24 protein-coding genes, 1 tRNA gene and 1 pseudogene are annotated in these 24,846 nt (G+C 39.1%); 8 read left to right on the top strand and 18 right to left on the bottom strand.

Annotation, left to right across the window (positions count from 1 at the left end; translation table 11 throughout):
* The 7 genes from AC0QT1_RS00920 to AC0QT1_RS00890 form a co-directional block, all read right to left on the bottom strand.
* Window positions 1-495 carry a YaiI/YqxD family protein gene (locus tag AC0QT1_RS00920; protein ID WP_473199835.1) on the bottom strand — a complete coding sequence of 165 codons (495 nt, stop codon included), beginning with the start codon at window positions 493-495 and terminating at the stop codon, window positions 1-3.
* A 12-nt stretch (window positions 496-507) separates the two neighbouring features.
* Window positions 508-1,362 (bottom strand): YihY/virulence factor BrkB family protein, encoded by an 855-nt coding sequence (locus tag AC0QT1_RS00915; protein ID WP_473201451.1) that lies wholly within the window; start codon window positions 1,360-1,362, stop codon window positions 508-510.
* 595 nt (window positions 1,363-1,957) lie between these two features.
* Window positions 1,958-2,890 carry a prephenate/arogenate dehydrogenase family protein gene (locus AC0QT1_RS00910; RefSeq protein WP_473199837.1) on the bottom strand — a complete coding sequence of 311 codons (933 nt, stop codon included), beginning with the start codon at window positions 2,888-2,890 and terminating at the stop codon, window positions 1,958-1,960.
* Window positions 2,891-3,289: 399 nt separating this feature from the next.
* Window positions 3,290-4,330, bottom strand: coding sequence for a DNA polymerase III subunit delta (gene holA / locus AC0QT1_RS00905; RefSeq protein WP_473199838.1), 1,041 nt, complete (start codon window positions 4,328-4,330; stop codon window positions 3,290-3,292).
* Window positions 4,331-4,334: 4 nt separating this feature from the next.
* On the bottom strand, window positions 4,335-5,129 hold the full coding sequence (locus AC0QT1_RS00900; protein WP_473199839.1) for an ABC transporter ATP-binding protein: 795 nt from the start codon (window positions 5,127-5,129) through the stop codon (window positions 4,335-4,337).
* Window positions 5,122-6,018, bottom strand: coding sequence for an ABC transporter permease (locus AC0QT1_RS00895; RefSeq protein WP_473199840.1), 897 nt, complete (start codon window positions 6,016-6,018; stop codon window positions 5,122-5,124). Before AC0QT1_RS00895 ends, AC0QT1_RS00900 begins: the two co-directional genes overlap by 8 nt.
* 65 nt (window positions 6,019-6,083) lie before the next feature.
* On the bottom strand, window positions 6,084-7,061 hold the full coding sequence (locus tag AC0QT1_RS00890) for an ABC transporter substrate-binding protein (protein WP_473201450.1): 978 nt from the start codon (window positions 7,059-7,061) through the stop codon (window positions 6,084-6,086).
* 194 nt (window positions 7,062-7,255) lie between these two features.
* On the opposite strand from AC0QT1_RS00890, the gene AC0QT1_RS00885 reads away from it, so the two are divergent.
* Window positions 7,256-7,330: transfer RNA gene (locus tag AC0QT1_RS00885), tRNA-Gly, on the top strand.
* Window positions 7,331-7,802: 472 nt separating this feature from the next.
* On the opposite strand, the gene AC0QT1_RS00880 is transcribed toward AC0QT1_RS00885, so the two are convergent.
* Window positions 7,803-7,964, bottom strand: coding sequence for a hypothetical protein (locus AC0QT1_RS00880; RefSeq protein WP_473199842.1), 162 nt, complete (start codon window positions 7,962-7,964; stop codon window positions 7,803-7,805).
* A 541-nt stretch (window positions 7,965-8,505) separates the two neighbouring features.
* Window positions 8,506-9,369 (bottom strand): bifunctional hydroxymethylpyrimidine kinase/phosphomethylpyrimidine kinase, encoded by an 864-nt coding sequence (thiD, locus tag AC0QT1_RS00875; RefSeq protein WP_473201449.1) that lies wholly within the window; start codon window positions 9,367-9,369, stop codon window positions 8,506-8,508.
* A gap of 129 nt (window positions 9,370-9,498) precedes the next feature.
* Here thiD and AC0QT1_RS00870 point away from each other — a divergent pair, with 129 nt between their 5' ends.
* The 3 genes from AC0QT1_RS00870 (at window position 9,499) to AC0QT1_RS00860 (ending at window position 12,557) form a co-directional block, all read left to right on the top strand.
* Window positions 9,499-10,293 carry a lysophospholipid acyltransferase family protein gene (locus AC0QT1_RS00870; protein ID WP_473199844.1) on the top strand — a complete coding sequence of 265 codons (795 nt, stop codon included), beginning with the start codon at window positions 9,499-9,501 and terminating at the stop codon, window positions 10,291-10,293.
* A gap of 93 nt (window positions 10,294-10,386) precedes the next feature.
* Window positions 10,387-11,493 (top strand): D-alanyl-D-alanine carboxypeptidase family protein, encoded by a 1,107-nt coding sequence (locus tag AC0QT1_RS00865; protein WP_473199845.1) that lies wholly within the window; start codon window positions 10,387-10,389, stop codon window positions 11,491-11,493.
* A gap of 2 nt (window positions 11,494-11,495) precedes the next feature.
* Window positions 11,496-12,557: a CobW family GTP-binding protein gene (locus AC0QT1_RS00860; RefSeq protein ID WP_473201448.1), complete on the top strand. Its 1,062-nt coding sequence runs from the start codon at window positions 11,496-11,498 to the stop codon at window positions 12,555-12,557.
* Between the two features lie 155 nt (window positions 12,558-12,712).
* On the opposite strand, the gene AC0QT1_RS00855 is transcribed toward AC0QT1_RS00860, so the two are convergent.
* The 3 genes from AC0QT1_RS00855 to AC0QT1_RS00845 all read right to left on the bottom strand — a co-directional run bounded on the left by AC0QT1_RS00855 (window position 12,713) and on the right by AC0QT1_RS00845 (window position 15,479).
* A complete protein-coding gene (locus tag AC0QT1_RS00855) occupies window positions 12,713-13,468 on the bottom strand; it encodes a L,D-transpeptidase family protein (RefSeq protein ID WP_473199847.1) in 756 nt (251 codons plus the stop codon).
* 36 nt (window positions 13,469-13,504) lie between these two features.
* Entirely contained in the window at window positions 13,505-14,461 is a 957-nt protein-coding gene (locus AC0QT1_RS00850; RefSeq protein WP_473201506.1) for an acetyl-CoA carboxylase carboxyltransferase subunit alpha, read from the bottom strand.
* 79 nt (window positions 14,462-14,540) lie between these two features.
* On the bottom strand, window positions 14,541-15,479 hold the full coding sequence (locus AC0QT1_RS00845) for a site-specific tyrosine recombinase XerD (protein ID WP_473201447.1): 939 nt from the start codon (window positions 15,477-15,479) through the stop codon (window positions 14,541-14,543).
* A 255-nt stretch (window positions 15,480-15,734) separates the two neighbouring features.
* Between AC0QT1_RS00845 and AC0QT1_RS00840 the strand changes: the two are divergent.
* The 4 genes and pseudogenes from AC0QT1_RS00840 (at window position 15,735) to AC0QT1_RS00825 (ending at window position 18,692) form a co-directional block, all read left to right on the top strand.
* Window positions 15,735-16,368, top strand: a pseudogene (locus tag AC0QT1_RS00840) (shikimate kinase).
* Window positions 16,343-17,476: a 3-dehydroquinate synthase gene (gene aroB, locus AC0QT1_RS00835; protein WP_473201446.1), complete on the top strand. Its 1,134-nt coding sequence runs from the start codon at window positions 16,343-16,345 to the stop codon at window positions 17,474-17,476. The pseudogene AC0QT1_RS00840 and the gene aroB overlap by 26 nt, the downstream one beginning before the upstream one ends.
* Before the next feature lie 410 nt (window positions 17,477-17,886).
* Window positions 17,887-18,282: an MliC family protein gene (locus tag AC0QT1_RS00830; RefSeq protein ID WP_473199850.1), complete on the top strand. Its 396-nt coding sequence runs from the start codon at window positions 17,887-17,889 to the stop codon at window positions 18,280-18,282.
* Between the two features lie 17 nt (window positions 18,283-18,299).
* Complete coding sequence (locus tag AC0QT1_RS00825) at window positions 18,300-18,692, top strand: MliC family protein (RefSeq protein ID WP_473199851.1); 393 nt, start codon at window positions 18,300-18,302, stop codon at window positions 18,690-18,692.
* 23 nt (window positions 18,693-18,715) lie between these two features.
* Here the strand turns inward: AC0QT1_RS00825 and mnhG are convergent, their stop codons facing one another.
* From mnhG to AC0QT1_RS00795, 6 genes are read right to left on the bottom strand one after another with little or no spacing between them, the layout of a single operon-like run.
* Entirely contained in the window at window positions 18,716-19,108 is a 393-nt protein-coding gene (mnhG, locus tag AC0QT1_RS00820; RefSeq protein ID WP_473199852.1) for a monovalent cation/H(+) antiporter subunit G, read from the bottom strand.
* The gene (locus AC0QT1_RS00815; protein WP_473199853.1) at window positions 19,105-19,386 is read right to left on the bottom strand and encodes a K+/H+ antiporter subunit F; all 282 of its coding nucleotides are present in this window, start codon (window positions 19,384-19,386) and stop codon (window positions 19,105-19,107) included. Before AC0QT1_RS00815 ends, mnhG begins: the two co-directional genes overlap by 4 nt.
* Window positions 19,383-19,868: a Na+/H+ antiporter subunit E gene (locus AC0QT1_RS00810; RefSeq protein ID WP_473199854.1), complete on the bottom strand. Its 486-nt coding sequence runs from the start codon at window positions 19,866-19,868 to the stop codon at window positions 19,383-19,385. The genes AC0QT1_RS00815 and AC0QT1_RS00810 overlap by 4 nt, the downstream gene beginning before the upstream one ends.
* The gene (locus tag AC0QT1_RS00805; protein ID WP_473201445.1) at window positions 19,865-21,487 is read right to left on the bottom strand and encodes a monovalent cation/H+ antiporter subunit D; all 1,623 of its coding nucleotides are present in this window, start codon (window positions 21,485-21,487) and stop codon (window positions 19,865-19,867) included. The genes AC0QT1_RS00810 and AC0QT1_RS00805 overlap by 4 nt, the downstream gene beginning before the upstream one ends.
* Complete coding sequence (locus AC0QT1_RS00800) at window positions 21,487-21,828, bottom strand: Na+/H+ antiporter subunit C (protein WP_473199856.1); 342 nt, start codon at window positions 21,826-21,828, stop codon at window positions 21,487-21,489. The genes AC0QT1_RS00805 and AC0QT1_RS00800 overlap by 1 nt, the downstream gene beginning before the upstream one ends.
* Window positions 21,828-24,749, bottom strand: a complete 2,922-nt coding sequence (locus AC0QT1_RS00795; RefSeq protein WP_473201444.1) for a monovalent cation/H+ antiporter subunit A — start codon at window positions 24,747-24,749, stop codon at window positions 21,828-21,830. Before AC0QT1_RS00795 ends, AC0QT1_RS00800 begins: the two co-directional genes overlap by 1 nt.
* Window positions 24,750-24,846: the final 97 nt, after the last annotated feature.

Genomic DNA, 24,846 nt, shown 5'->3' with positions numbered 1-24,846 from the left:
CTAATAACCACGTCTTTTTAAACGTTGTATCATGAGATCCAATGCTGATAAAAAAGCAGAACGATCTTTACGACAAAAAGGACGGGGCCCACCTGTCATGTTGCCCTGTCCTCGCAAATCTTCCATCAAATTGCGCATTGCTAAAGCTTGACCGATAGAGCTTACATCAAAAATACGCCCCGTTGGCGAAAGACACGCACCACCAGCCTGCACAACCCGTGCTGCTAAAGGGATATCACTGGTAACAACAATACTTGCCTCATGCACATGGTCCACAATCCAATCATCGGCACAATCGAGTTCACCAGCAACAACCACTCTTTCAATGAGTGCTTCATCTGGAAGGGACAAGAAACGATTTGCCACAACAAATGTTTTAAGCTGATAACGATTCATCACACGATAAACTTCGTCTTTTACAGGACAAGCATCCGCATCAATAAACAAAGTGATAGCAGGTTTTATCGGGATATTGATATTTTGATTTTCACGCAATAATAAGTTCTTTCACCCCTCTGAATTTTGTAAACGCTTGCGGTAAAACATCATCGCAGCGTTTATTTCAGCGCCAAAAATAAAAATTGCGCTTAATATATAAAGAAAAATAATAGCCACCATAATAGATGCTAACCCCGCATAGGTAGAAATATAATCAAACATTGCCAAATACTGCGCAAAAGCAATGGAAGCTACAAACCATACTGCCATTGTCACCATAATTCCTGGAAAAATATCTATAAATTTCCGCCGCTCCGCTGGGAGCCATTTATGAACAATCAAAAGACTTACAAATAAAACAACTGCTGCGATTATGTAACGCCATAAACGAATAACCCCAATATATTCAGTCATGAAAAAAGAATGATTTTGCATAATCTTGATTAAGAGAGGTGCTAAAATCAATAAAAAGCTTATAACAACAAGGCCAAAAGCTCCAAGAATCACAAAAAACAAACTTTGAAAACGGCAAAATAACAAACTACGCCGATCAACAACACGATAAGCTTTATTCAAAGCAGACCGTAATGCTTCTATCCCATTAGAAGCAAAATAAGCCGCCCCAATGACAGAAACCGTCAACACTCCTCCCCGCTGAATAGTTAAAACATTGATAATTTCTTTCAATAAAGGCTCTGCAATAACATCTGGTAACAACTGCACCAAAGCTTTGATTTTTTGCGGTGTATATGTAAAAGCACCGATAAAACTAGCAAGAGATGTCCCAAAAATGAAAAAAGGAAAAAACGCTAAAAGCCCTGACAGCGCGATATGACTAGCAAAAACACTGCCATTATCACGCCAATAATGACTTATTGCATCAACAAGAACACGATAGCTATACCAAAAGATATTTTTTAACAAACCACAATACTTTCTGGTAATACTGTCTTCTTAACCACTCAAAATTTCACAAAAATCATCGCAATAAAAAACCTTCTTTACTATAAAAGACAATAATCAATACCGTCAAGCCTCACTCTGTAGCAAAACCGAAAAACACTAATGAACAAATTTTACGCATGAAGCATTAAAGAGTAATACATTATAACCATCGCGATTATCGATAAAAAAGTGATACGTCTCAAAACCCTACCCAAACGAATCTATGATGAAAATTTAAGGGTAGACCAAATAATCTTTTTATTTCGAAACAGACCAATTACAGCTGGAAAGCTCCAGTGCACACACGAAGTTATCGAAAAATAACCTTTAAACGCGCATAAAAAAGCATTGTCTTCTAAAAAATGTACCAATCACACAATATGAAGAACTCTTCTTGAGTTCCGTAATCCCTTTTTACATTCTATAGATGCCCCAAATGATAATCTTGCTTCCGTAAAACTTTTTGAACATTGATCATCTGTATCCCAAAGTCCCCTCTCTTCCTTATGACAATTCACAACTTAAAGGAACAGAAATTTCCAGAAGCAACCAACGGAATTCAACAAAAACTTTTTTACTTACCCTTTTTAGAAACATTCTGACGTCCAAAATCAGGAGCATCAATTTCTTGCCCAGCTTCAATAATACTACGGCGCACAGCACGGGTACGTGTAAAAAAATTAAACAACGTCTCACCATCTCCCAACTGAATTGCCCGTTCCAAAGAAGCAAGTCCTTCACTAAAACGGCTTAACATTTCTAAAATAGCATCTTTATTATGCAAACAAATATCGCGCCACATAACAGGATCAGAAGAAGCCAAACGGGTAAAATCACGAAAACCTGAAGCAGAATAAGCAATTACTTCAGAATTCGTCACTTTTTCTAAATCACTCGCTGTTCCAACAGTATTATATGCAATCAAATGCGGCAAATGTGAAACAATGGCCAAAACAAGATCATGATGTTTAGCATCCATTTTTTCAACCCGTGCGCCACAAGCTTCCCAAAACGCTGTCAATTGCGCTACAGCCACAACATCACTTTCAGCAAAAGGTGTTAAAATACACCAGCGATTCATAAACAAATCAGCAAAACCAGCATCTGGTCCTGAATACTCTGTTCCCGCAATCGGATGACCAGGAATAAAATGCACTGATTTTGGTAATAAAGGTGCCATTTCTGCAATGACCAACGCTTTCGTAGACCCAACATCACTCACAATTGCTCCAGGCTTTAAATGATCATGAATATTTTTTGCTACCTCGGCACTTGCTCCAACAGGAACAGAAACAATCACGAGATCTGCTCCTTCAACAGCTTTTGCATTATCCGTTGTATAAAAATCTCCAAGTTCCAATTCACGCGCTCTTTTCAATGTTTCTTGACGACGTGTTGCAATAGAAATATGAGCAGCAAGATTTTTCTTTTTAATCACTCTTGCTAAAGAAGAGCCAATAAGGCCAATCCCAATGAGTGCTATTTTTTCAAATTGAATTTGGAGCATTTTCCACCTTTAAGAACTCTTTGAAAACAGCAATAAAACCAAAGTTTATCTCTACTGTTTATTCAAGATTTATGTATCAAACATTTAAAAAACCACAAACGACAAGAAAACAAATAATAAAGTCATGCATCCTTCAATAATCCCTTGCGCAAACGACCAACAGATCATTTTTCCCTTAGAAAATGTGCAAAAAAGAGAGACAGAGCACGTAACATTAAGCCCTAAAACTTGTCAATTTATCGCTTACAAACAAGAATGATGAATAGCAAACTCCTTTTCATTTTACTTTTCAAAGAGCGCCATTTTATTAAAAAAATAAATAAATTTTATAAGAGAACAATTATTTTATAAAACTTCAAAAGTTTTCAAATAAACTACCATAAAGACGAACTGCTTATCTTAAGCAACCATTTGACGCCGCGCAGTAATTGTAAGTCCTAGCAAAACTTGACGAACGATCGCTTCGCTCAAAAGCGGATTTTTACGACTCTCTAAAACAGCACTTTGAATTCTTTCCATTGCATAAGAAATATGTTCTAACTTCCAATATCTTAAAGCTTGCTCAACTGTTTTTTTTCGTTGAAAAAAAATTGGTGGTCGTGCTTGTGAAGTTACTACAGAAGGAGATTTCCCTTCAACCTCAACTTGATAACGTAACAGTTGCAATTGTTGAAAATGTCTTTGTGCCGTACTCAAAATAGAAAACACTGTACCCTGTAGTGTTGCATGTCGACTAAAATGAGCCTCAAAATTTGTTATATCGCCCAATAAAAGAGCATCAATCACTTCATCGATAGAGAGAGCGCTCACATTGCTTACAACAGCTTTCACATCTTCAAGAGTAATATGAGTATCCGAAACGTAAAGACAAAGCTTCTCTAATTCACTTCGTGATACAAGACGATCCCCTCCCAAACTTTCATGCAACCACTTACGTGCATCCAAAGAAAGAGTCTTCTTAAAATGACTCAAAACCTCATCAATTAGTCCATCAAGAGACCGAGCATCATCTGCAAAACAGGGCAAAGCCATTGCTTTTGTTGCCGTTTCAACGACATTGCGCAATCCTGTTCCTTTTTTCAAATCCCCTGCTTCAATGAGAATAAAACTTTTCTCTGGTGGTTCGTCAATTAAAAACTTTAAAGCTGTAAGAAAACCTTTTTGGTTAGCACCATTAGAGATCCATATCAAACGATCTCCCCCAAAAAGAGATAAAGTTCGTGCTTCATTTTCCAAGCGAGGAGGATCTTTATCAATTTCAGCTGCATCCAAACGAATCGTTGAAAATGGATCTTCTACAGCCACCTTTGTAAGCTTAGCAAAACGTTGCGCACGTTCACAAACAAGACCACGATCCGGCCCGTAAATGAGAACAATAGGAAAAGAACGTGAAAAACGCGTTAGAAAATGATCAACTTCATGCGCTTTTTTCTGAGCCAAAATATTAATCCATTAAAAGTTCATCATCATCAAGAGCTTCCCCACGAACTTTCTGAAACATGCCTATTAAATCATTTACATTCAAACCATTACGTTCTTCTTGACACACATCCAAAATTATTTTTCCACCATGCAACATCAATGTGCGATCTCCATAATCAAGAGCTTGACGCATAGAATGTGTCACCATAATAGTGGTTAATTTTTTCTCTTCAACGATTTTTTCGGTCAACCGCATGACAAAATCAGCCATTCCTGGATCTAATGCTGAAGTATGTTCATCGAGCAATAAAACATCGGCATGAGCTAAAGTCGCCATCACAAGACAAACGGCCTGCCGTTGCCCACCTGACAAACTGTCCATAGGATTATGAATACACGCCTCAAGACCTATACCTAATTGGGCAATTTCATCACGAAAAAATTGTCGTTTTTTGTGATTTAAAGCTGAACGCAGACCACGACGACTACCACGGAGAGCTGCAAGAGCCAAATTTTCTTCAATTGTTAAAGAACCGCAACTTCCCACCAACGAATCTTGAAAAACGCAAGCAACCCTTCCAGCGCGCTCACTGACTGATTGCCTAGAAACATTTTGCCCATTGATAATCACTTTTCCTTCTGTAGGAAGAATAGCACCCGCTAACACACTAAGCAGAGTTGATTTACCAGCACCATTTGAACCAATAATTGTGACAAAACTCCCCCGATCAATCTTGAGGTTAATATCAATTAATGCTTGTTTTTCCAAAGGCGTTTGCGGTTTAAATGTGACTCCGACATGAGAAAACTCAATCATGTTTACGCCTCCCCCAATAGCGTGGTATAATGAGAGCTGAAGCAACTAACAGTGCAGTGATCAACTGAAGATCCGTTGACGTATCAATACCAATCCCGTTTGCCTCAAAAGCGAATTGTACTGCAACACGATAAAGAACAGAGCCGACAATACAGCTGACAATAATCCACAAAATATTGCGTGTACGAAAAAGAGTTTCACCAATAATGACCGCGGCTAAACCAAAGACAATTGTCCCAGTTCCACCGGTAATATCGGTAGCAATAGCGGTTTGAATATAGAGAGAACCACCAAGCGCAACGCACGCATTTGAAAGGCCCATACCAAAATAAATTAATGCCGATCTATGAATCCCTTGCGCGGTAGCCATCCGTGGATTAGAGCCCATTGCTCTCATAGCAAGACCTATTTCACTTTCCAAAAAGCGCCAAATCAAAAACGCCACAATAAGCAATACAAAACCAACAAAAAGAGGTCGCACAAAAATAGCAGGTAAACCAAATAGATCATAAAAAGGTGTTAAGGCAGTATCAGCAAGCGCTAAATTAACACTAGATCCTCCTAAAATCCCCATAATACGCAGATTAATCGTATAAAGCGCCGACATCGTTAAAATGGAAGCCAAAAGATTTAAAATGCCAAAATGCAAGTTCAGCAAAGCTGTCAATAAACCGGCTGCCATACCTGCAAAAAAAGCGCATACCATAGCCGTCCATGCATTGAAACCTAAAAGAATCAAAACACCACAAACACATGACCCAAGGAGAAATGAACCATCTACAGTTAAATCAGGAAAATCCAAGACACGAAACGAAAGATAAACGCCAAGTGCAACGAATGCATAAATAAGACCTAATTCTACAGCACCAGAAAATGCAAATATACTCATCCAAAAACCCACCTCATGAAAACTTAAACGGACTTTTATCGTGTCACTATCATGTCAATGGAAAGCTACTGAATAACCTTTGTTGCGCGTTCAGTAACTGCCTGTGGAATGATAATACCGGCTTTTTTAGCTGCTTTCATATCAATTCGGATATCATTATTAGCTGCCTGCATAACATCAATATCGCCCGGTTTTTCACCCTCCAAAATACGCACGACCATTTTCCCAGCTTCCATGCCCACATTATAGAAATTTACACCTTGCGTCATAAAAGGACCGCGCCCAATAGAGTTAGCATCGACAGTAAATAAAGGAGTATTGGTTTCCTGTGTAACTTTTGATGCTCCCTCTAAAACGGAAAGAACCGTATTATCAGCGGGAATAAAAATGATATCCACCTTACCAATTAAAGCACGTGTTGCTGCCTGAACATCAGAAGATTTAGACGCAGATGAAGTTATAACTTCAACGCCCGCTTTATCTGCTACATCCTTCAACATCTTAAGTGTTGAAACAGAATTTGCTTCAGAAGCGTTATAAAGAAAACCAAGTTTTTTCAAATCTGGTTTTACTTCCTTTAAAAGCTTAAGACTTTCTGCAACATTTATATAATCAGAAGTTCCCGTCACGTTGCCACCGGGTTTAGTGAGTGAAGACACTATTTTTGCCCCGACAGGGTCAGAAATCGCAGCAAAAACAACAGGGATTGTTCTTGTTGCCGCAAGGACTGTTTGTGCTGAAGGCGTACTGATAGCGACAATTACATCAGGTTTATCACCAACAAATTTGCGTGCAACTTGGGTTGCTGTAGAAATATTGCCCTGTGCCGATAAAAAAGTGAGTTCGAAGTTTTCACCTTGCTTATAGCCATTTTCTGCAAGGACATCTATAACCCCTTTGCGCACTGCATCTGCAGCGGGATGCGCCATAAATTGTGTAATTGCAACTTTAACATGTTGAATATGATTCCCTGCTTTTGCAAAACCATTCATGATAAAAACAGCTGTAATCACAATCCCTAATAGGTTTATTTTTTTCGACATTCTACTCCGCCCCTTTTTCACAACAATTAAAGAGGTAATAACCTATTGAAGAGCTCTTTCAAAATCAATCTTTATTTTTATTTCTGGGACATTCATAAAATAAATCAAACTGAAATGTTATTTTTTTGTTGCAATTCGCAAAAGGCTACGCCATACAAGCAGCATCTGAAGCAAAATATGTTTCGAATCGGTGAGCGGGTGTAGCTCAGGGGTAGAGCACAACCTTGCCAAGGTTGGGGTCGTGGGTTCGAATCCCATCGCCCGCTCCATAAATTGCAAACAATATACTTTGATTGTAGCTTGCCACTAGGTTTTGCATAATTTGCCACTAGGTTTTGCAGCAATTCATTTTTTTTAAAGGTCTTTTTGGCGGTTCTCAGAGAAGCTTTAAGAGGTGTTTAGAGCCGCTTTCCTGAGTCTTATTTTCTTTGGATCAGAATCACAATTTGAGATGATTCATTTCTTCCAACAATCCCATTATTTGACACCTAAAATCTCTAAAATATGCATGCAAATACCCGTAAATTTTGTATCATTTGCATGATATTTTGTAAAAATGACCTCATTTTCAAAGGATTTTCATTTTTTCAAAGGGCTCTCAAAGGGTCTTCAAAGACCTTTAAAAGGTCATTTAGTGCCTCTTTTGGAAATTGAATAATCGTTTTTTCCTATCCCAAGCATATTACTAAAAAGAGAAAAAGCATTTAAGCAATTGGGTAAACATTACCCTTTTTCTCATCCTCACGCAATTGGTGCAACTTGCACTAATTTCTCCAAATGCCTATCATCATCGAGCAAAGGGGAAAGTTGACCCTTTGATTTTCCATCCCCTTCACACACAATTTCATCGTGATCTGAAGAGATACCATTAATTGTTTGAGAAAGTGGAACAACTTGACACAATTTCTCATCAGAAGATCAAAGTGCAATGTTTGCATTTTAATTTGCATGCACAAATAGCAACTTGTCCATTTGATTTTCTAGCGCACTGCACTCTACGAAGTTGACTTGTCCCATGACTTTTTTCCTTACTCTTTATCTGTAGATATTAAATTATCTGTAGATATTAAAATGTTTTGCCTCAATTTATTTTTTTAAAGGGTCTTCAAAGGCGGTTTGCTGAACTTTCACAGACTTTTTAAAAATTTTTAAAGACCTTTCAAAATCTTTTCCCTTTTTTAACGCAGAATTCTGGTTTTCTCTCTTTTTTCTATTTTCAGGTATCAAATTTCAGGTATCAAAATTTTATTTGACAAAACACGCATTTAATAGTAAAAAATATGCATAAAAACAACAGGGTATCACGTATCCTCTCTCATCTCATCTTTTGCTAATAAGTATAAAATTGCCAAACAACAACCCGTTATCAAGTTTTATATAACTGCAAAACAAAGCAGAATGCCTCAACAAGCCATAGAATAAAAAAATTTTCACCTCAAAGGCTTTATCCATTTTTCCATAACTCATAAAAATGATGAAGTGGCCCTCGCCCTTTTCCTACTTGCAAAGCGCTTGAAGTAGATAAGGCTCCATTTATATAGTTTTTCGCTTGTTTAACAGCACAAAGCAAAGGCTGCGTTGGCAATAAAGCGGCAATAGCAGCCGAAAGAGTACACCCTGTACCGTGATCATGAGTGGTTATAACACGAGGAGCATCAAGCATGAAAAGATCTTTGGAATCACAATAAAGATCTGGGCTGGAATTATCGTGATTTTCCGTACTCTTTCTAGCAAGAGTGCTCAAATGTCCACCCTTCAATAATACTGCATGACAACCTAATGTCAAAAGCTGCGGACCATATTGATACAGAGCGTTTAACGACCATTGCACTTCACTTCCCAACAACAAAGCTGCTTCAGGCAAATTTGGCGTAATCAAAGTTGATATTGGCACCAAAACATCGCGCATAATTTCAATCGTATCAGGTTTTAAAAGAACATCGCCACTTTTTGCCACCATAACAGGATCAAAAACAATAAAAGCGGGTTTGTAATAAGCTAAACGCTCTGCGATAATCTGCGCAATCTGAGCATTTGCCACCATACCAATTTTAACGGCATCAACATGAATATCCTCAAAAACAGAATCAATTTGATCAGCAACAAAAGAAGCGTCCAGCGCCTGAAAAGCATGTACACCTTGCGTGTTTTGTGCCACAATAGCTGTAACCACACTCATGCCATAGGTTTTCATCGCTGAAAACACCTTTAAATCTGCTTGCATGCCAGCCCCACCAGAAGGATCAGTACCCGCAATAGATAAAATTCGTGGAATAAAAAGAATATTTCGGCTATCCTGCTGTTTCATCAGCCCGTTTCCTTATATTTTTTAATATCAGAAAAGAGATTATCGAAAAAATAGAGTTTTGAAAAACATAAAGAGAGATGTTTTCTCATATAAAGTACGTTATATACACAGTCTCTTTACAGATATAAAATGGACAATATAGTGCTTATTCTTCGTTCTCTTCTTTTCACATTTGCTTTTTATACAACAACTTTTGTACAAATGATTCTTTATGCTCCTGTTTATTTTTTAATGCCACGCAAAAAAGCATGGATTGTTCCTAAAACATGGGCGCGTGTTACACTTTTTTTACAAAAATATATTGCCGGCACCAACTATGAAATTGAAGGATTAGAAAATCTCCCCAAAGGCCCCTATATCATTGCTCCCAAACATCAATCCGCATGGGAAACCTTTGGTCTTGTACCCTTTCTTGATGACCCTACTCTCATCCTAAAACGTGAACTGATGTGGATTCCATTTTTTGGCTGGTATATGGCAAAAACACAAATTATCCCCATTAACCGAACCACCCCCATTAAAGCCTTAAAAACCATTATACAAAAAGCAAAAGAAAAGGCAAAACAAGGGCGCCAAATTTTGATTTTTCCAGAAGGGACACGTCGACAGCCAGGTCAAGAACCAGATTATAAATCGGGAATTGTTGCTCTCTACAATGAATTGGAACTTCAAGTCGTTCCCATTGCACACAATGCTGGTTTATATTGGCCTCGAGGCAATTTTCGCCGCTATCCTGGAACAATCCGCGTTCGCATTCTTCCTCCCATAGAAGCTGGTTTAAGCAAACGTGATTTTCTAGATCAACTTGTTCAAAAAACAGAAAGAGCTTGCGATGAATTGCTTTTATTAGCAGCACAAGATTCTAACCCTCCACCTATGCCACCCTCTGCTGTAAAAAAACTTCAAGAATTGAAAGGGTATTAACCATCTATCGCCTCTATTATGGATTCAAAAGTTTTGTGTGCTACATTAAAACAGTTCTAAATCACTGATAGGTAGAAATTGGACTTAAATTTAATGCGGCAGTTTTTTTATAATTTACTTTTAGCTTTCATTTTTAGTTGTATGAGTCCCTTTGCTCTCGCTCAACCTTTTATCTCTGTTGACGTGACAACTGGACAAATTTTACAACATAATCAAGCTTTTGAGCGTTGGTATCCTGCCTCTTTAACAAAATTAATGACAGCTTATGTCATTTTTCACGCCATGAGAGCAGGGGAAATTTCACCAAAGAAACACATCACCATTAGTGAATATGCAGCAAAAGCTCCCGCTCACCGTTCGGGCTATAAAGCTGGTTCCGTTCTCACCCTTGATACCGCCTTAACGATTACTCTGGTTAAATCGACCAATGACTTGGCTATAGCCATGAGCGAAGCGGTTGCTGGTTCGCAAGAAGCTTTTGTAAAAAAAATGAATGCTGAAGCTCGGCGTCTTGGCATGTTTGGAACGCATTTTGCTAATGCAAGTGGATTACCAGACCTATACAATTATTCTACAGCACGTGATATTGCTCTTTTAGCAGTTCAGATTCGTCGAGAATTTCCTCAATATGCCCATTATTTTTCTATTCCAGCCATTGATTTTGGTAACAACCGCAAAATTCAACAAAATTCAAACAATCTCATCGGTCGTTTTGATGGAATAGATGGCATGAAAACAGGCTTTATTTGTGCTTCTGGTTTCAATCTTGTTGCCTCAGCAACCCGCAATAAACGCACAATCGTTGCTGTTATTTTAGGATCTAATAACGTGAGTGAAAGAGAAGAAAAAGCCGCACAACTGCTTGAGACAGGTTTTTCACTCAAGGGATCATTCCAATCAACATTGGCAACACTGAAACCTTATGGCACAAAAAGAACACAAGCACGTGATATGAGCCAACAAACATGCACACCTGAAGCCGTAAAAATGCACGCAAACTCCTATGATGATCAAGGAAATATTATCCTCATTTCGCCTTTTATCACACCTTCACCTTCTTCGAGTTTTCCTTTACCAGTACGTCTTATTAGTACACCACAGACCTCTAACAGCAAAGCAAAACCACTTAAAAAATTTCATATCCCGTATAAAAATCAAGAAAACCGCCTTATAACAAAGACAGCAAACCACAGCCGATGATTATGAAAACCACGCGCATTCCTCTCACTCTCATTACCGGATTTTTAGGCTCTGGCAAAACAACTTTGCTCAATCGTATGCTACGCGATCCTCTTTTAGCTGAATGTGCTGTTATCATCAATGAATTCGGCGAAGTGGGGATTGATCATCTTCTGGTTGAAAAAGCGACCGAAGGAATCATCGAACTTACAAATGGTTGCTTATGTTGTAATTTGCGGAGTGATCTTATCGATACATTAATTGATTTGCTTGATCGCATTCATAGAGGGCATCTTAAACCACTCAACCGTATCATCATTGAAACAACAGGACTAGCTGACCCCGCCCCTATTTTACAAGCTCTTTTAAGCCAACCACTCTTAAGTCAGACATTATCAATTGATTCTGTTCTTACAACATTTGATGCATTAAGCACGCCTTCCATATTTGAGTGTTATTCTGAAATACAAAAACAATTAGCCCTTGCTGATAAAATTATCCTTACCAAAACAGACCTTATAGACCAAAAAACGCTTCCAAATACGCTCATCGAAACACTCAAAACGATAAATCCTACAGCGCAAATCATAGATGTGCATTCCGACCACTGCTGTTCAAATCTATTAATGAGTAAGACATTATGGGATGAAAAACAAGAAAACTCAGAACTTAAACAATGGCTTACTCTTTCACCACAAGAGCATACGCATCAGAGAACTATTCATGCTTTTTCACTAGACTACGATGAGCCAATTGATTACAAAACTATTGAAATTTTTTTAGATCTCCTAAGAGAACGTTATGGTGCCAAATTATTACGTCTCAAAGCAATTATTGCCTTGCGTGATAACCCCCATCGCCCCCTTGTGTTACACGGTGTACAAACATTTTTCCATCCGCCCATAAGACTTTCAGCTTGGCCACAAGGTATCATACAAACCCGTTTTGTCATCATTGCAGACGGAATTGAAAAAGAAGCGATACAAAAACTCTTCGATGCTTTTCTAAATAAGCCAGCAATAGATACTGCAGACAAAACTGCTCTCCTAGACAATCCCTTAGTCATTCCAGGGATGAAATTTTAATTTTTCCTTTAATCTTCAATAAATGAAAATTTTTAACGGATAGAAAGAGCGGATTTTTGAACACACTTCACCACATCTCATCACAAGCACTCACACACCATTCGTTAATCACAAAACATTCCAAAACGAGCAAAGAAATCTACGATTATTTAAGACTACTTTCTCAGTATTAAAGAAGCGGAAAGTTTATCAGTGTTACGATTAAAAACATAACGTTTTTCATAAACCTCAACTGTCGGGGGAGTACGATTCTCCTCAAAGAAATCATAACCTTCTTTAAGCATTACCCAAAATTGATAATGGGGGTCAGAGCGATGGCGTTCCATATTAGCTTCGGTCATGCGAAAAGGCAAAGCTTGCAACTGAAATTCTCTCTGTCCCCCTCTAAAAGCATCCCGTGCAAAAGCATAAATTTGCGCCATATTTTTATCACTCATAGAGTAACAACCTGCGGAAAAACAAGAACCATGAACCATAAGATAGCTTCCTGTACGACCATGTGCTTGATCATAAAGGTTTGGAAAGCCTATATTAAAGGAAAGGTAATATTTTGAGTAAGGGTTCATTTGATTTGCCGTAATGGTATAAAAACCTTCCGGTGTCTGAAGATCGCCTTCTTTATATTTAGGTCCAAGCTGCCCCGACCATTTGCAAATACCATAGCGAGCCACTAATACAAAAGGTCCAGAACGAGACTGCTTCCAAATTTCAGCAACATTCTCTTCCTTAAAAAATCGCATCATAATCGGTGCATAAGGATCGATATTGTATAAAGCCATTCTATTGTGGATTTCTTGTGGAAGTGGTTGCTCCACTTTAGCCCGAATAGATGCCGGCAATCTCCCTCCACATGCCGTCAATATTCCCATTGCAAATAAAACACACACTGTGAGGAATCTGTTGAATGTCATCGAATAAAACTCCACTTTATCCCCTCACAAAAATATTTATGCTAGAGACCTGCCAATTTGAAGATATTTTTCCCAACGCTCTCGTTTAAGAACTTCACCAGCTTTTCCCGCCATAGACTCTAAAGCAGAAGAAATTACATTCCCCGTTTCATCAATCACGGCCTCTTTACCGCGATGTGCACCTCCTAAAGGCTCGGGGATAATGTCATCAATAATCTTTAATCGGTATAAATCTTGAGCAGTAATACGCATATTCATCGCCGCATCTTTTGCACGAGCTGGATCGCGCCATAAAATAGAAGCTGCTCCTTCTGGAGAAATAACAGAATAAATCGCATGTTCCAACATATAAACTTTGTTGGCTGCTGCAATTGCTATCGCCCCTCCTGAACCACCTTCTCCAATAACCACCGAAACAACGGGCACTTTTAGGCGCAAAGTTGCAGCTGTTGATTGAGCAATAGCCTCTGCCTGACCGCGCTCTTCAGCACTCACACCAGGATAAGCTCCTGCTGTATCGACAAAAGTGAGTAATGGCAAACCAAACCGATCAGCCATTTCCATAATACGTACGGCTTTGCGATATCCTTCCGGACGCGCAGACCCAAAATTATAGCGCAAACGGGTTTGCGTATCATGACCTTTCTCTTGCCCTATATAGGCAACAGCTTCACCTTTAAAACGTGCAAATCCAGCTTGAATAGCCTCATCTTCAGCAAATTTGCGGTCTCCCGCCAAAGCTGTAACATCACTAAGCAAACGTGCAGCATAATCCATAAAATGGGGACGATCAGGATGACGCGCTACTTGCGTTTTTTGCCATGGTGATAACTTTTTATAGAGATCGCGCAATGCCGTTTGAGAACGTTTTTCAAGACGAGCGATCTCATCACTCATATCAAGACTACCCTCTTCTTGAGAAATTTGTTTTAACTCAAGAATTTTCCCATCAAGATCAGCAACCGGTTTTTCAAAATCAAGATAATTATACATTGTACTCAACTTATTTTGTGTCATTTATAGACTTATAAACTGTTTTATAAAGTATTTTTAAAAAACATCACCTTTTTCTTTACTCAGCCTTCTGCTCATCTGCAAGGGGATGATGTTCATTAACCAAACGATAAAGACCTTCTTCCAATACATGTGTATAAATTTGAGTGGTAGAAATATCAGAGTGACCTAACAAATGCTGAACAGCACGCAAATCCGCACCATTTTGCAAGAGATGGCTTGCAAAAGCATGGCGCAACACATGAGGAGAAAAGTGACGACTTTCTATTCCTGATCTGCTTGCAAGATTTTTCAACTCCCGTGCAACAACTTGTCGAGCAATATATCCTGTCTCTGAATGAGCAGGAAAAAGATAAGGACTTACTGCATCCTTTCCCTGATCACGCAAATCCAACCATTGCGAAAGAACTTGGCATGCCTTCTTTGATAAAAGGACCATTCGCTCTTTTTTGCCCTTACCATAAACCAAAATACTACGTTCCCCCCCTCGAACAGCCTGCACCGGAAGACTTACCAACTCACTAATACGTAGCCCCGTCGCATAAAGCATTTCAATGACCAACTGAAGGCGCAGGGCACGAAAATGATCTTTTGACCCATAATCTGCTTGTTCCACTTCCAATTGTGCTAAATCAAGCAATTTTGTCACTGCACCTTCACTGATAGTTTTTGGCAAAGAGCGCCCTTGACAAGGGGCATCAATATCATAAGAGGGATCCTCTGCTCTTAACCCTTCTGCATAAAGAAATTGGTAGAACTGACGTAAAGTCGATAAACGACGCGCTTGTGAAGACGCTGAAAAACCAAGAGTGTGCATAAAAGACAAAAGACCAATTAAATCTTCTTTTTTTGCCGAAAAAAGCGAAGCAGAACGTGAAGACAATGTTTCTTGTGCCCACTGCAAATCATGCTGATAAGCAGCAAGCGTATGAGTAGCAGCGCCTCGCTCAGCACTCATCATCTCAAGAAAACGATCTATCACAATATCACTTTTCATTGATTCGCTTTCGAAGAAAGGTTTGCTGAATCCAAAGGAACATCGATAGATATATCCACAGTCACCGGCTCCACCAAAACGACGAGAGTCACCATTATACCGAGAAAAACAGCAAATAAAATGAAAAGAATCATTAAAAATCTGGTCAATGTTGGCATAAAACAATAAACTACCCTAAACTACTCCATCCTTTGATTATGTCTCACAAAGATTAACAGGAATTGACTTTAAATCAGATAAATACCGAAATACGTTATGAAAAATAATCGTTCTCAACATATTCCGATGACACAGATAAAAAAACAACTTTTATCCTCTCTTAATAACCGCGCGCTTATCTTTATTGGTCTAATGGGTGCAGGGAAATCAGTCATCGGAAAACGTGTCGCCACCATGCTCCATTTACCCTTTTATGATTCGGACGAGGAAATTGAAAAAGCTTCAAAAATGACCATCACGGAACTTTTTAAAATTTATGGTGAACCTGAATTTCGTGCTCTTGAGCAGCGGGTTATTTTAAACATTATAAAAAAAAGTCCCCTTGTTTTAGCAACAGGCGGTGGTGCCTACATTAATGAAAATATTCGAAAAGCCATTCATGAAAATGGAATATCTATCTGGCTCAAAGTCGATCTCAATATCCTCATGCAACGTGTAGCAAAGCGCCCAACGCGCCCACTCCTTCAAACCGCAAATCCTCAAGAAACCATGCAAAAACTCATGGAACAGCGTTATCCTATCTATGCAAAAGCAAACTTAACAATTAACAGTCATAAAGAAAGCCGCCATACCGTAGCAAAAAATGTCATACGGTCTGTAGAACATTACTTTAATACAGAAAATAACGATAGGGGATAACAAACATGCAAACCAAGACCGTCACTGTTAAACTGGACAAACGCTGTTACAATATCATCATTGGTCCGGATCTGATTACACAAGCTGCTTCACACATTAAACGTTCTCTTCACCCAAAAAGTTCTCATGAAATACGTTTAGCCATTGTTACAGATACAAATGTTGCATCTCTCCATTTGGCTAAGTTACAGGCAGAATTAACAAAGAACGAAATCCATACTGTCCCAATTATCATAGAAGCAGGAGAACAATCAAAATCATTTTCAACTCTACAAACTGTTATCGATAAAATTCTTTCTGCACGTTTAGAGCGAGGTGACTATGTTCTTGCTTTTGGTGGAGGCGTCATTGGCGACCTAGCAGGATTTGCCGCAAGCATTATACGCCGTGGTATGAATTTCATTCAAATGCCTACAACTCTCCTTGCACAAATTGACTCTTCCGTTGGTGGAAAAACAGGTATCAATAGCCAATATGGTAAAAATCTTATTGGTACTTTTTATCAACCAAGCTGTGTTATTGCTGATACTTGTCTTCTTGATACACTTCCACCGCGCGAATTTCGTGCTGGCTACGCAGAAATGGTAAAATATGGTCTCATTAACCAGCCTGATTTTTTTAAGTGGCTTGAAAAAAATGGGCAAAAAATCTTTTCTAACGGTCCAATACGAACAGAAGCCATTGTCCGCTCGTGCCAATTTAAAGCTGATATTGTAGCCCGTGATGAATATGAAACAGAAGAACGTGCACTCTTAAACCTTGGCCATACATTTGGACACATGCTTGAAACAGCAACCACCTATGACAAAAACCGTTTAATCCACGGTGAAGCTGTAGCAATTGGCATCGTTCTAGCCCATCAATTTTCTGCTCAACTGAATTTAATAGACCCCACACTCACACAACGTGTCGAAACGCACCTCAAAGCTATAGGATTACCGACACAATTAAAAGATATTCCAGGTGAACTCCCCGAGGCGAAAACACTCATGACCCTCCTTGCTCAAGATAAAAAAGTCTCGCAAAATAACTTGACCTTCATTCTAACACGTGGACTTGGCCAATCATTTATTGCAAAAAATGTCTCTCCGGAAGCAGTTTTGTCCTTTCTGGAACAAAAATTAGCAGAAATTCGTTAATTCATATTGAATATAATTGATTCGTTTTTATACTTCTATTAAAGAAATAAGTATGATGATGTCTGCGTAGCTCAGGAGGATAGAGCACAGGATTCCTAAAGAAATTGGGCGCCTTAAAGAGAAATTTTTAAAGTGGATCTGCTCAAATTCGGGGAAAGCTTCATAGGAGACTATATGCCAATCCCGAGCCAAGCCTTTTTTTCAACAAAAGGAAGGTGTAGAGACTGAACGGGCAGCACCTAAAGAGCCTAAGCTCCAAGGTGAAGAGACAGTCCAGACCACAAACAGCCTTGTAAAGCTGGCGGTGAAAATCGAAGTGGTATGAATCCTGGGGTCGCAGGTTCGAATCCTGCCGTAGACACCATCCTATCAATCAAATTATTTCGTTCCGTATAATACAGGGAAGCATTATGAAAAAAACTCTACAACTTTTAGGATTTTTCGCCGCTTTAATTTTATCATCGTTCAGCTCAATGAATGCATTTGCTGGCTCTTTAATCATTGAAGTACCAGACACTCCAGCACCAAAAACACAAACCATTGCCTATCAATGTGATACTGGAACAAGGAAAGAACGTGTTGAAGCTGTCTATCTCAATGTTAATAATATTTCATTGGTTGATTTCAGATGGAAAGGGAATCGCGTTATTGCTGCAAATGTAATCGCAGATACAGGGAAGAAATACGAAGGAGCACAATATATTTGGTGGGAAAACAATAACGAAGTCACACTTCGTGATCTTATTCATGATCCAGAAGGAAAAAAACTCATCCATTGTAAAGATGAATCAACATTATTGTTTTAAACAACAAAGGAAACATTATGAAAAAAACTTTTTTAAATTTACGTTTTTTTGCCATTTTAAATCTATCACTGTTTAGCTCAGTCGCTGCCCATGCTGGTTCTTTAGTCATTGAAGTGCCAGACACTCCAGAACCAACGACAGAAACTGTTGCCTATCAATGCGAGATGGGAACAAAAAAAGTGCGCGTTGAAGCTACCTACCATAATGCCGGTGAGATTTCATTAGTTGATCTCAAATGGAATGGAAAGCGTATTATCGCTTCCAATGTCATTGCCGCTTCTGGAGCAAAATATGTGGGAGCTGAATATATTTGGTGGACAAAAGGAAACGAAGCCTCATTTTATGACCTCATTAATGATCCAAAGGAGGAAAAACCTCTTCTCTGTGTAGAAGAACAAGATACAAAATAAAAAAGGCTCTTATACGCTGGCTCTCACTCTTCTGATGTTTCTTCTAATGTAGAGTTTTTTTCTTCCATGTGATGAGATAAAAGAGCCAGCGGTTTTTCTGATTTGTTTTCTGAATGACTTCTGTAAGCCGCTGCTTGTGACAGCAGCATAGAAGCGACTGGTATTGTTACAAACAAAAAGGTCACCAACAAGAGTTCATGAAACACAAAATTATGGTCTACAAATATTGAATAAAGAAAAGAAGAAATGAGAATACTCCCAGCGCCCCAACTTGTACTCAAGGAAGGCATATGCAAGCGTTCATAAAAACTGGAAAAACGTACCAATCCTATCGCTCCAATGAGTGTAAGAGCAGATCCCACTATTAAAAAGACTGTAATAGTAATAGCAACCACAAGTGATATATCATCTTTCATTCAATAATCTCCCCACGCATAAGAAATTTTGCTAAAGCGATACTCGATACAGGCCCTAAAAGCCCAAGAATAAGAGCTGCTACAAAATAAATTGTTGTTCCTGAACGGATATCGAATGTAAGAAACAAAAGAATTGTATTTATATAAAGAACATCCAAACCAACAATACGATCTTGCGCCCGAGGGCCACGAATCAACCGAAATAAGGCGAGAATCATCGCTAAACTCAAAAAAAACTGTGAAAGGAAAATTCCCCAATAAAGGATAACCATACTCATGAAAAAATCTCCAAAAGCAATTGTTCATATCGTTGTTTGATCAACTGTTGGTAATCATATCCATTCTTAAAATTTAAGACATGGAGCAAAAGTTCACTATTTTTTCTATTATAAGCAATCCAAACAGTACCTGGCGTTACCGCAAGGATACATGCTAAAATAGCTAAGGCTGTATGACTCTCAAGCAAAAGAGGCACCACAACAAAACGAGATTGCTGTTTTCGATACCTTTTTGTAAAAACCAAACAAGCTACTGAGATATTTGAAGTTATAGAATCAATAAATACGCGAAAAATCAGACGAAAAACTGCACGCCAACTCTTAATAGTGATCTTTTCGGGTTCAAGAAACCGCATCATCCAACCACTAAACAAAGCAATTATAATCCCTAAAAGCAATTGTCCTAAACTAAAACCGTTTAAGGTCAACCACATAAACACAATTGCTACACTGAAAAAAGGGAAAGGACAAAAAGAATTCACCGATTCATCTCCGCCTTTTCAAGAGAAAAATCATCTAAAACGCTGCCAATATAATTTTGAGGATGATATAAAACTTTAGCTGTTTCAGACATATAATGACTAACAGGGCCAGCGACAATGGTTATAAGAAAACACAAAGCAAGAAGAACAGCAATAGGTGCAAATTCAATCACCTGTACACGCGGAACCCTTCCTTCAAGAGAAACCCAAAAAGTCCGGATACCTGCACGTGTTAGAGCAATCAGAGCCGCAAAACCAGAGAGGGTAACAAAAATTACAAAAATCCAATCATAATAAACCGGTAAAGAAGCAGATAAATCTTCCTTAGTGTGGTTTAATATTGCCGTGAACATCATAAATTTAGCAACAAAACCTGAAAAAGGTGGCAAGCCAATAATTAAAACAGCACAAATACCAAAACAAGCCCCAAGAATTGCCAAAGTTACCGGCAAATAAGTACCAATTTCATCTTCCTCCTCCTCTTCATCATCACCATACACTTCCATTGTGACAGTCAAAACATTGGCAGCTACATCTTGACAGCGTTCAACAAGCTCTACGAGAAGAAAAAAAGCACCAAGAGCTAACGTTGAAGAAACAATATAAAAGAGTACACCTGCTATCAATTCTGTGTTGCCAATCCCAATTGCCGTCAATAATGTACCGGAAGAGACAAGAACGCTATAAGCTGCTAAACGCACCAAAACTTGGCTAGCCAATGTCCCAATAAAACCGAAAGCCATAGTGGCAAGTCCACCATAAAACAAAATCGTATGACCAAAATTGCTAAAATATCCACTTTCAGGACCAAACCATAGCAATGTTAAACGTAAAATAATATAAATACCCACCTTACTCAAAAGCGCAAAAGCAGCCCCAACAGGCGCTGCTGCGGCACTGTAAGTAGGCATCAACCAAAAATTAAGAGGCCACATACCAGCTTTGAGCAAAAAGGTGATTCCCAAAAGCGCAGCACCTATTTCGAATAAAACAATATCACTAGACGCTATATCTTTCATTTTTACAGCCAAATCGGCCATATTAAGGGTACCAACGACTCCATAAATGAGTGCCGTCCCAACTAAAAAAAACAGCGAAGCAACAAGATTAACGGCAACATAATGCAACCCCGCACGCACGCGTAATTGACCAGAACCATGCAATGCAAGACCATAAGAAGCTGTTAACATCACTTCAAAAAATACAAATAAATTGAACAAATCACCTGTCAAAAAAGCGCCATTTATTCCAACCATGAAAAATTGCATGAACGACTGAAAATGAGGACCAGCTTTATACCAATAAGCCTGTGCAAAAACCAACGCGCAAGTCATTAACAAACTGGAAAGTAAAAGCATCATAGCGCTTAAACGATCAAGGACCAAAACAATTCCAAAAGGAGAAGGCCAATTGCCTAGTCGATAAACATCTGAAACCGGCGCAACTTCGAGAGCACGCACAACCAATAAAACAGCAACAACAACCAATAATCCCGCAGAAAAAAGACTTACGAATGATTTAAATTTTGAATAGCGTTCATCATAAAAAAGAAGGACTGCTCCGACACTTAACGGTAAAAGAATAGGCAAAATAAGAAGATGCTGTACGCAAAAGTGCATCACTGTACCTCACGTCCATCAACGTGATCTGAACCTGTTAATCCGCGTGAAACCAGAAGAATAACCAAAAATAAAGCTGTCGTTGCAAAACCAATCACAATTGCTGTCAAAACCAAAGCTTGTGGAAGAGGATCAACGTAATTCTCTGGATTAATCACCATAGAAGGATCAACGATAGGAGCAGCATTGCTCCGCGGTCTACTTACTGAAAACATAAAAAGATTAACACCGTAGGAAATCAAAGACAAACCAAGAATGACCTGAAAAGTTCGTGGACGTAAAATAAGCCAAATACCTGATCCAACAAGAATACCGATGCTCAAAGAAAGAACAATTTCCATTAATTCTCCTTCTCCTTCAAAAGTGGTTTTTTACCGATTCGGTAACTACGAATTGACTGGTGTGCAAGGGCAATTAAAATGAGAACAGTTGCACCTAGCACGAGAGAAAACACACCAAAATCAAACAAAAAAGCAGATGCCAGAGGAATCTTTCCAATCAATGGAAAATACTTATATTGAAAAAAGGAGGTTAAAAAGGGATAGCCAACGAACAAAGCCCCTACTCCCGTTGCCGCTGACAACAGTAAGCCAAACCCCATCCACCGCAAAGGTAAAACCCTCAAACGGGTTTCCACCCAACGAATATCACGGGCAAGATATTGCAAAATAAAGCCTATTGCTAAGGTCACACCACCGACAAATCCCCCTCCTGGAAGATCATGCCCCCGCATAAATAAATAAATCGAAAAAGCGATAATAACCGAAAAGAGCCAACTCATAATGACAACAGGAACAGTTAAATAATTCACGACTGTATCCCCTACATTTCTATCAGGTTGTTCCATATCAAAAGCTTTCTGAATACGTTGTTGAAACGGCGCATCAATACTTTCAGCAGCAGGACGAAACCGTCGTAAAAGAGCAAAAACAGTGAGTGAAACAACACCCAAAACGACAATTTCTCCCATGGTATCAAAACTACGGAAATCAACCAATAAGACATTTACGACATTACGACCACCAGCACCAGAATAAGCATTTTTCAGAAAAAAATCGGAAATTGTTGTCCCTTGAGGACGTGTCATCATCGCAAAGGAAAGCCAAGCGACTCCAGCGCCTCCCAAAAGAGCTATAAAGAAATCACGAACACGACGCAAACGCACAAAAAAACGAACAGGAGTTGGAGCAGGATTATACAAACGCTTAGGCAACCAGCGCAAACCAAGCAATAATAGAACAGTTGTCACCACTTCAACAACCAATTGTGTTATTGCCAAATCGGGAGCAGAAAGCCATAAAAATGTTGCACATGTCATCAAGCCGGCTCCCCCCAAAAGCATCAATGAGGCAAGGCGATGAAACTTTGCTTGCCAAGCAACCAAAAGCGCACACAATCCACCGACCAACCAAAGAGCAAGAAAAGGAATATCAAGCGGAAAAAGCGGCAACGCACCCGCTGGGATTAAACCATCAAACCAGAGTAAAAGACCAACAAAGACAAAAGACACCAAAAAAATCCAGTGCAATTGTATTTGCAAACGACGTGTTGACAAAACAGATTCCACAAAACGCGCCCATTTCCATGAAATAATCACGAGAATGCGTTCAAAAATACGCGGTCCATTCAAATGACGAAAGAAAGGAGCCCCATCATCACAAGATAAAAAATAACGGTGCCCGACAGCATAGAGCAATCCACCCCCTAATAAAGCCACTAAACTCATCATTAATGGGGTATTAACTCCATGCCAAACAGCTAAACTATAAGGAACTGTCATCGGTCCTAAAACAGACATAACAGCATTATCCAAAATGGGACCTATTGTTATATTAGGAAAAATACCAACGGCTAAACAAATAAAAACTAAAAGTTCCATTGGTAAACGCATAAAATGCGGTGGTTCATGGGGTGTTTTAGGTAAATCGATAGGCTTTGGTCCTAAAAAGACACCATGAATAAAGCGTATAGAATAAGTCACACTAAACAAGCTTGCCAGCGTTGCTACATAAGGTGCAATCCAATCGAGCCATGATTCCATATGCGTTTCAACGGCTTCAGCGAAAAACATCTCTTTCGATAAAAAGCCATTCAACAAAGGAACTCCGGCCATCGCTGCACTCGCAACGAAAGCAAGAGTTGCTGTAATAGGCATCGAACGATAAAGCCCTGTCAGCTTACGCATATCACGTGTTCCCGTTTCGTGATCAATAATGCCAGCAGCCATAAATAAAGAAGCTTTAAAAGTAGCATGATTGGCCATATGAAAAATTGCCGCAACACATGAAAGTGGGCTACCAAGGCTTAAAAGGGTCGTAATCAATCCAAGATGACTAATGGTTGAATAAGCAAGAAGCCCTTTTAAATCTTGCTGAAACATGGAAAAATAGGCCCCAAGCAACAGCGTCAAGAGACCTGAAAAGCCAACCAGCCAAAACCAAGTTTCTGTTCCAGAGAGCACGGGCCATAAACGAACAAGCAAAAACAATCCTGCTTTCACCATCGTTGCTGAATGGAGATAAGAGGATACGGGTGTCGGAGCAGCCATTGCATTGGGCAACCAAAAATGAAAAGGAAATTGTGCACTTTTTGTTAATCCCCCCAATAAAATACAAATAAGTACAGCATTATAGAGAGGATTTGACCGAATCATATCACCAGACTGTAATACCTTATCCAAATCAAAACTGCCAACGATGTGTCCAATCAATAAAATCCCAATAAAAAGAGCAAAACCACCAAAACCTGTGATTGTTAAAGCCATCCGCGCCCCTTCACGCGCACTTGCATTATGGTACCAATAACCGATCAACAAAAAAGAAAAAATACTGGTGAGTTCCCAAAAAACAACTAAAAAAACGAGATTTCCTGACAAGACTATTCCTGTCATTGATCCCATAAAGGCAAGAAAAAAAGAAAAAAACCGCGGTACAGAATCCGCCGAATCCATATAGTAACGTGCATAGACAACAACGAGCAGTCCAATTCCTGTGATGAGTAAGCAAAAAAGCCAAGACAAACCATCCATACGGAGGATCAAATTAACGCCCCATTCTGGTAGCCAAGCAATATCTAAACGCACCACGCGATTTCCACGAACCGCTGGATAAAGCATTATTGTAAAAAGAAGACTGAAAAGTGCAATGACACCGGCAAACCACGCTTCATTGTTTTTTGCTGTCGAACGAAAAAAACCGATAACAACACTTCCACAAAAGGGAAGCAAAACGAGCAATATCAACATTGCTTCCCATGTTGTCATTCTTTAGACTCCATTTTTCTCTTAATATTTTGTTGTCAACAAAATAAAAACTACACTGTTACCCCCCTCATCCCAGACTTATGATAATAAGCTTTAA

The organism is Bartonella sp. P12B (assembly GCF_055796185.1).
Note: the sequence above shows the minus strand (reverse complement) of the source record. Positions and strands in the feature narration are given on the sequence as shown.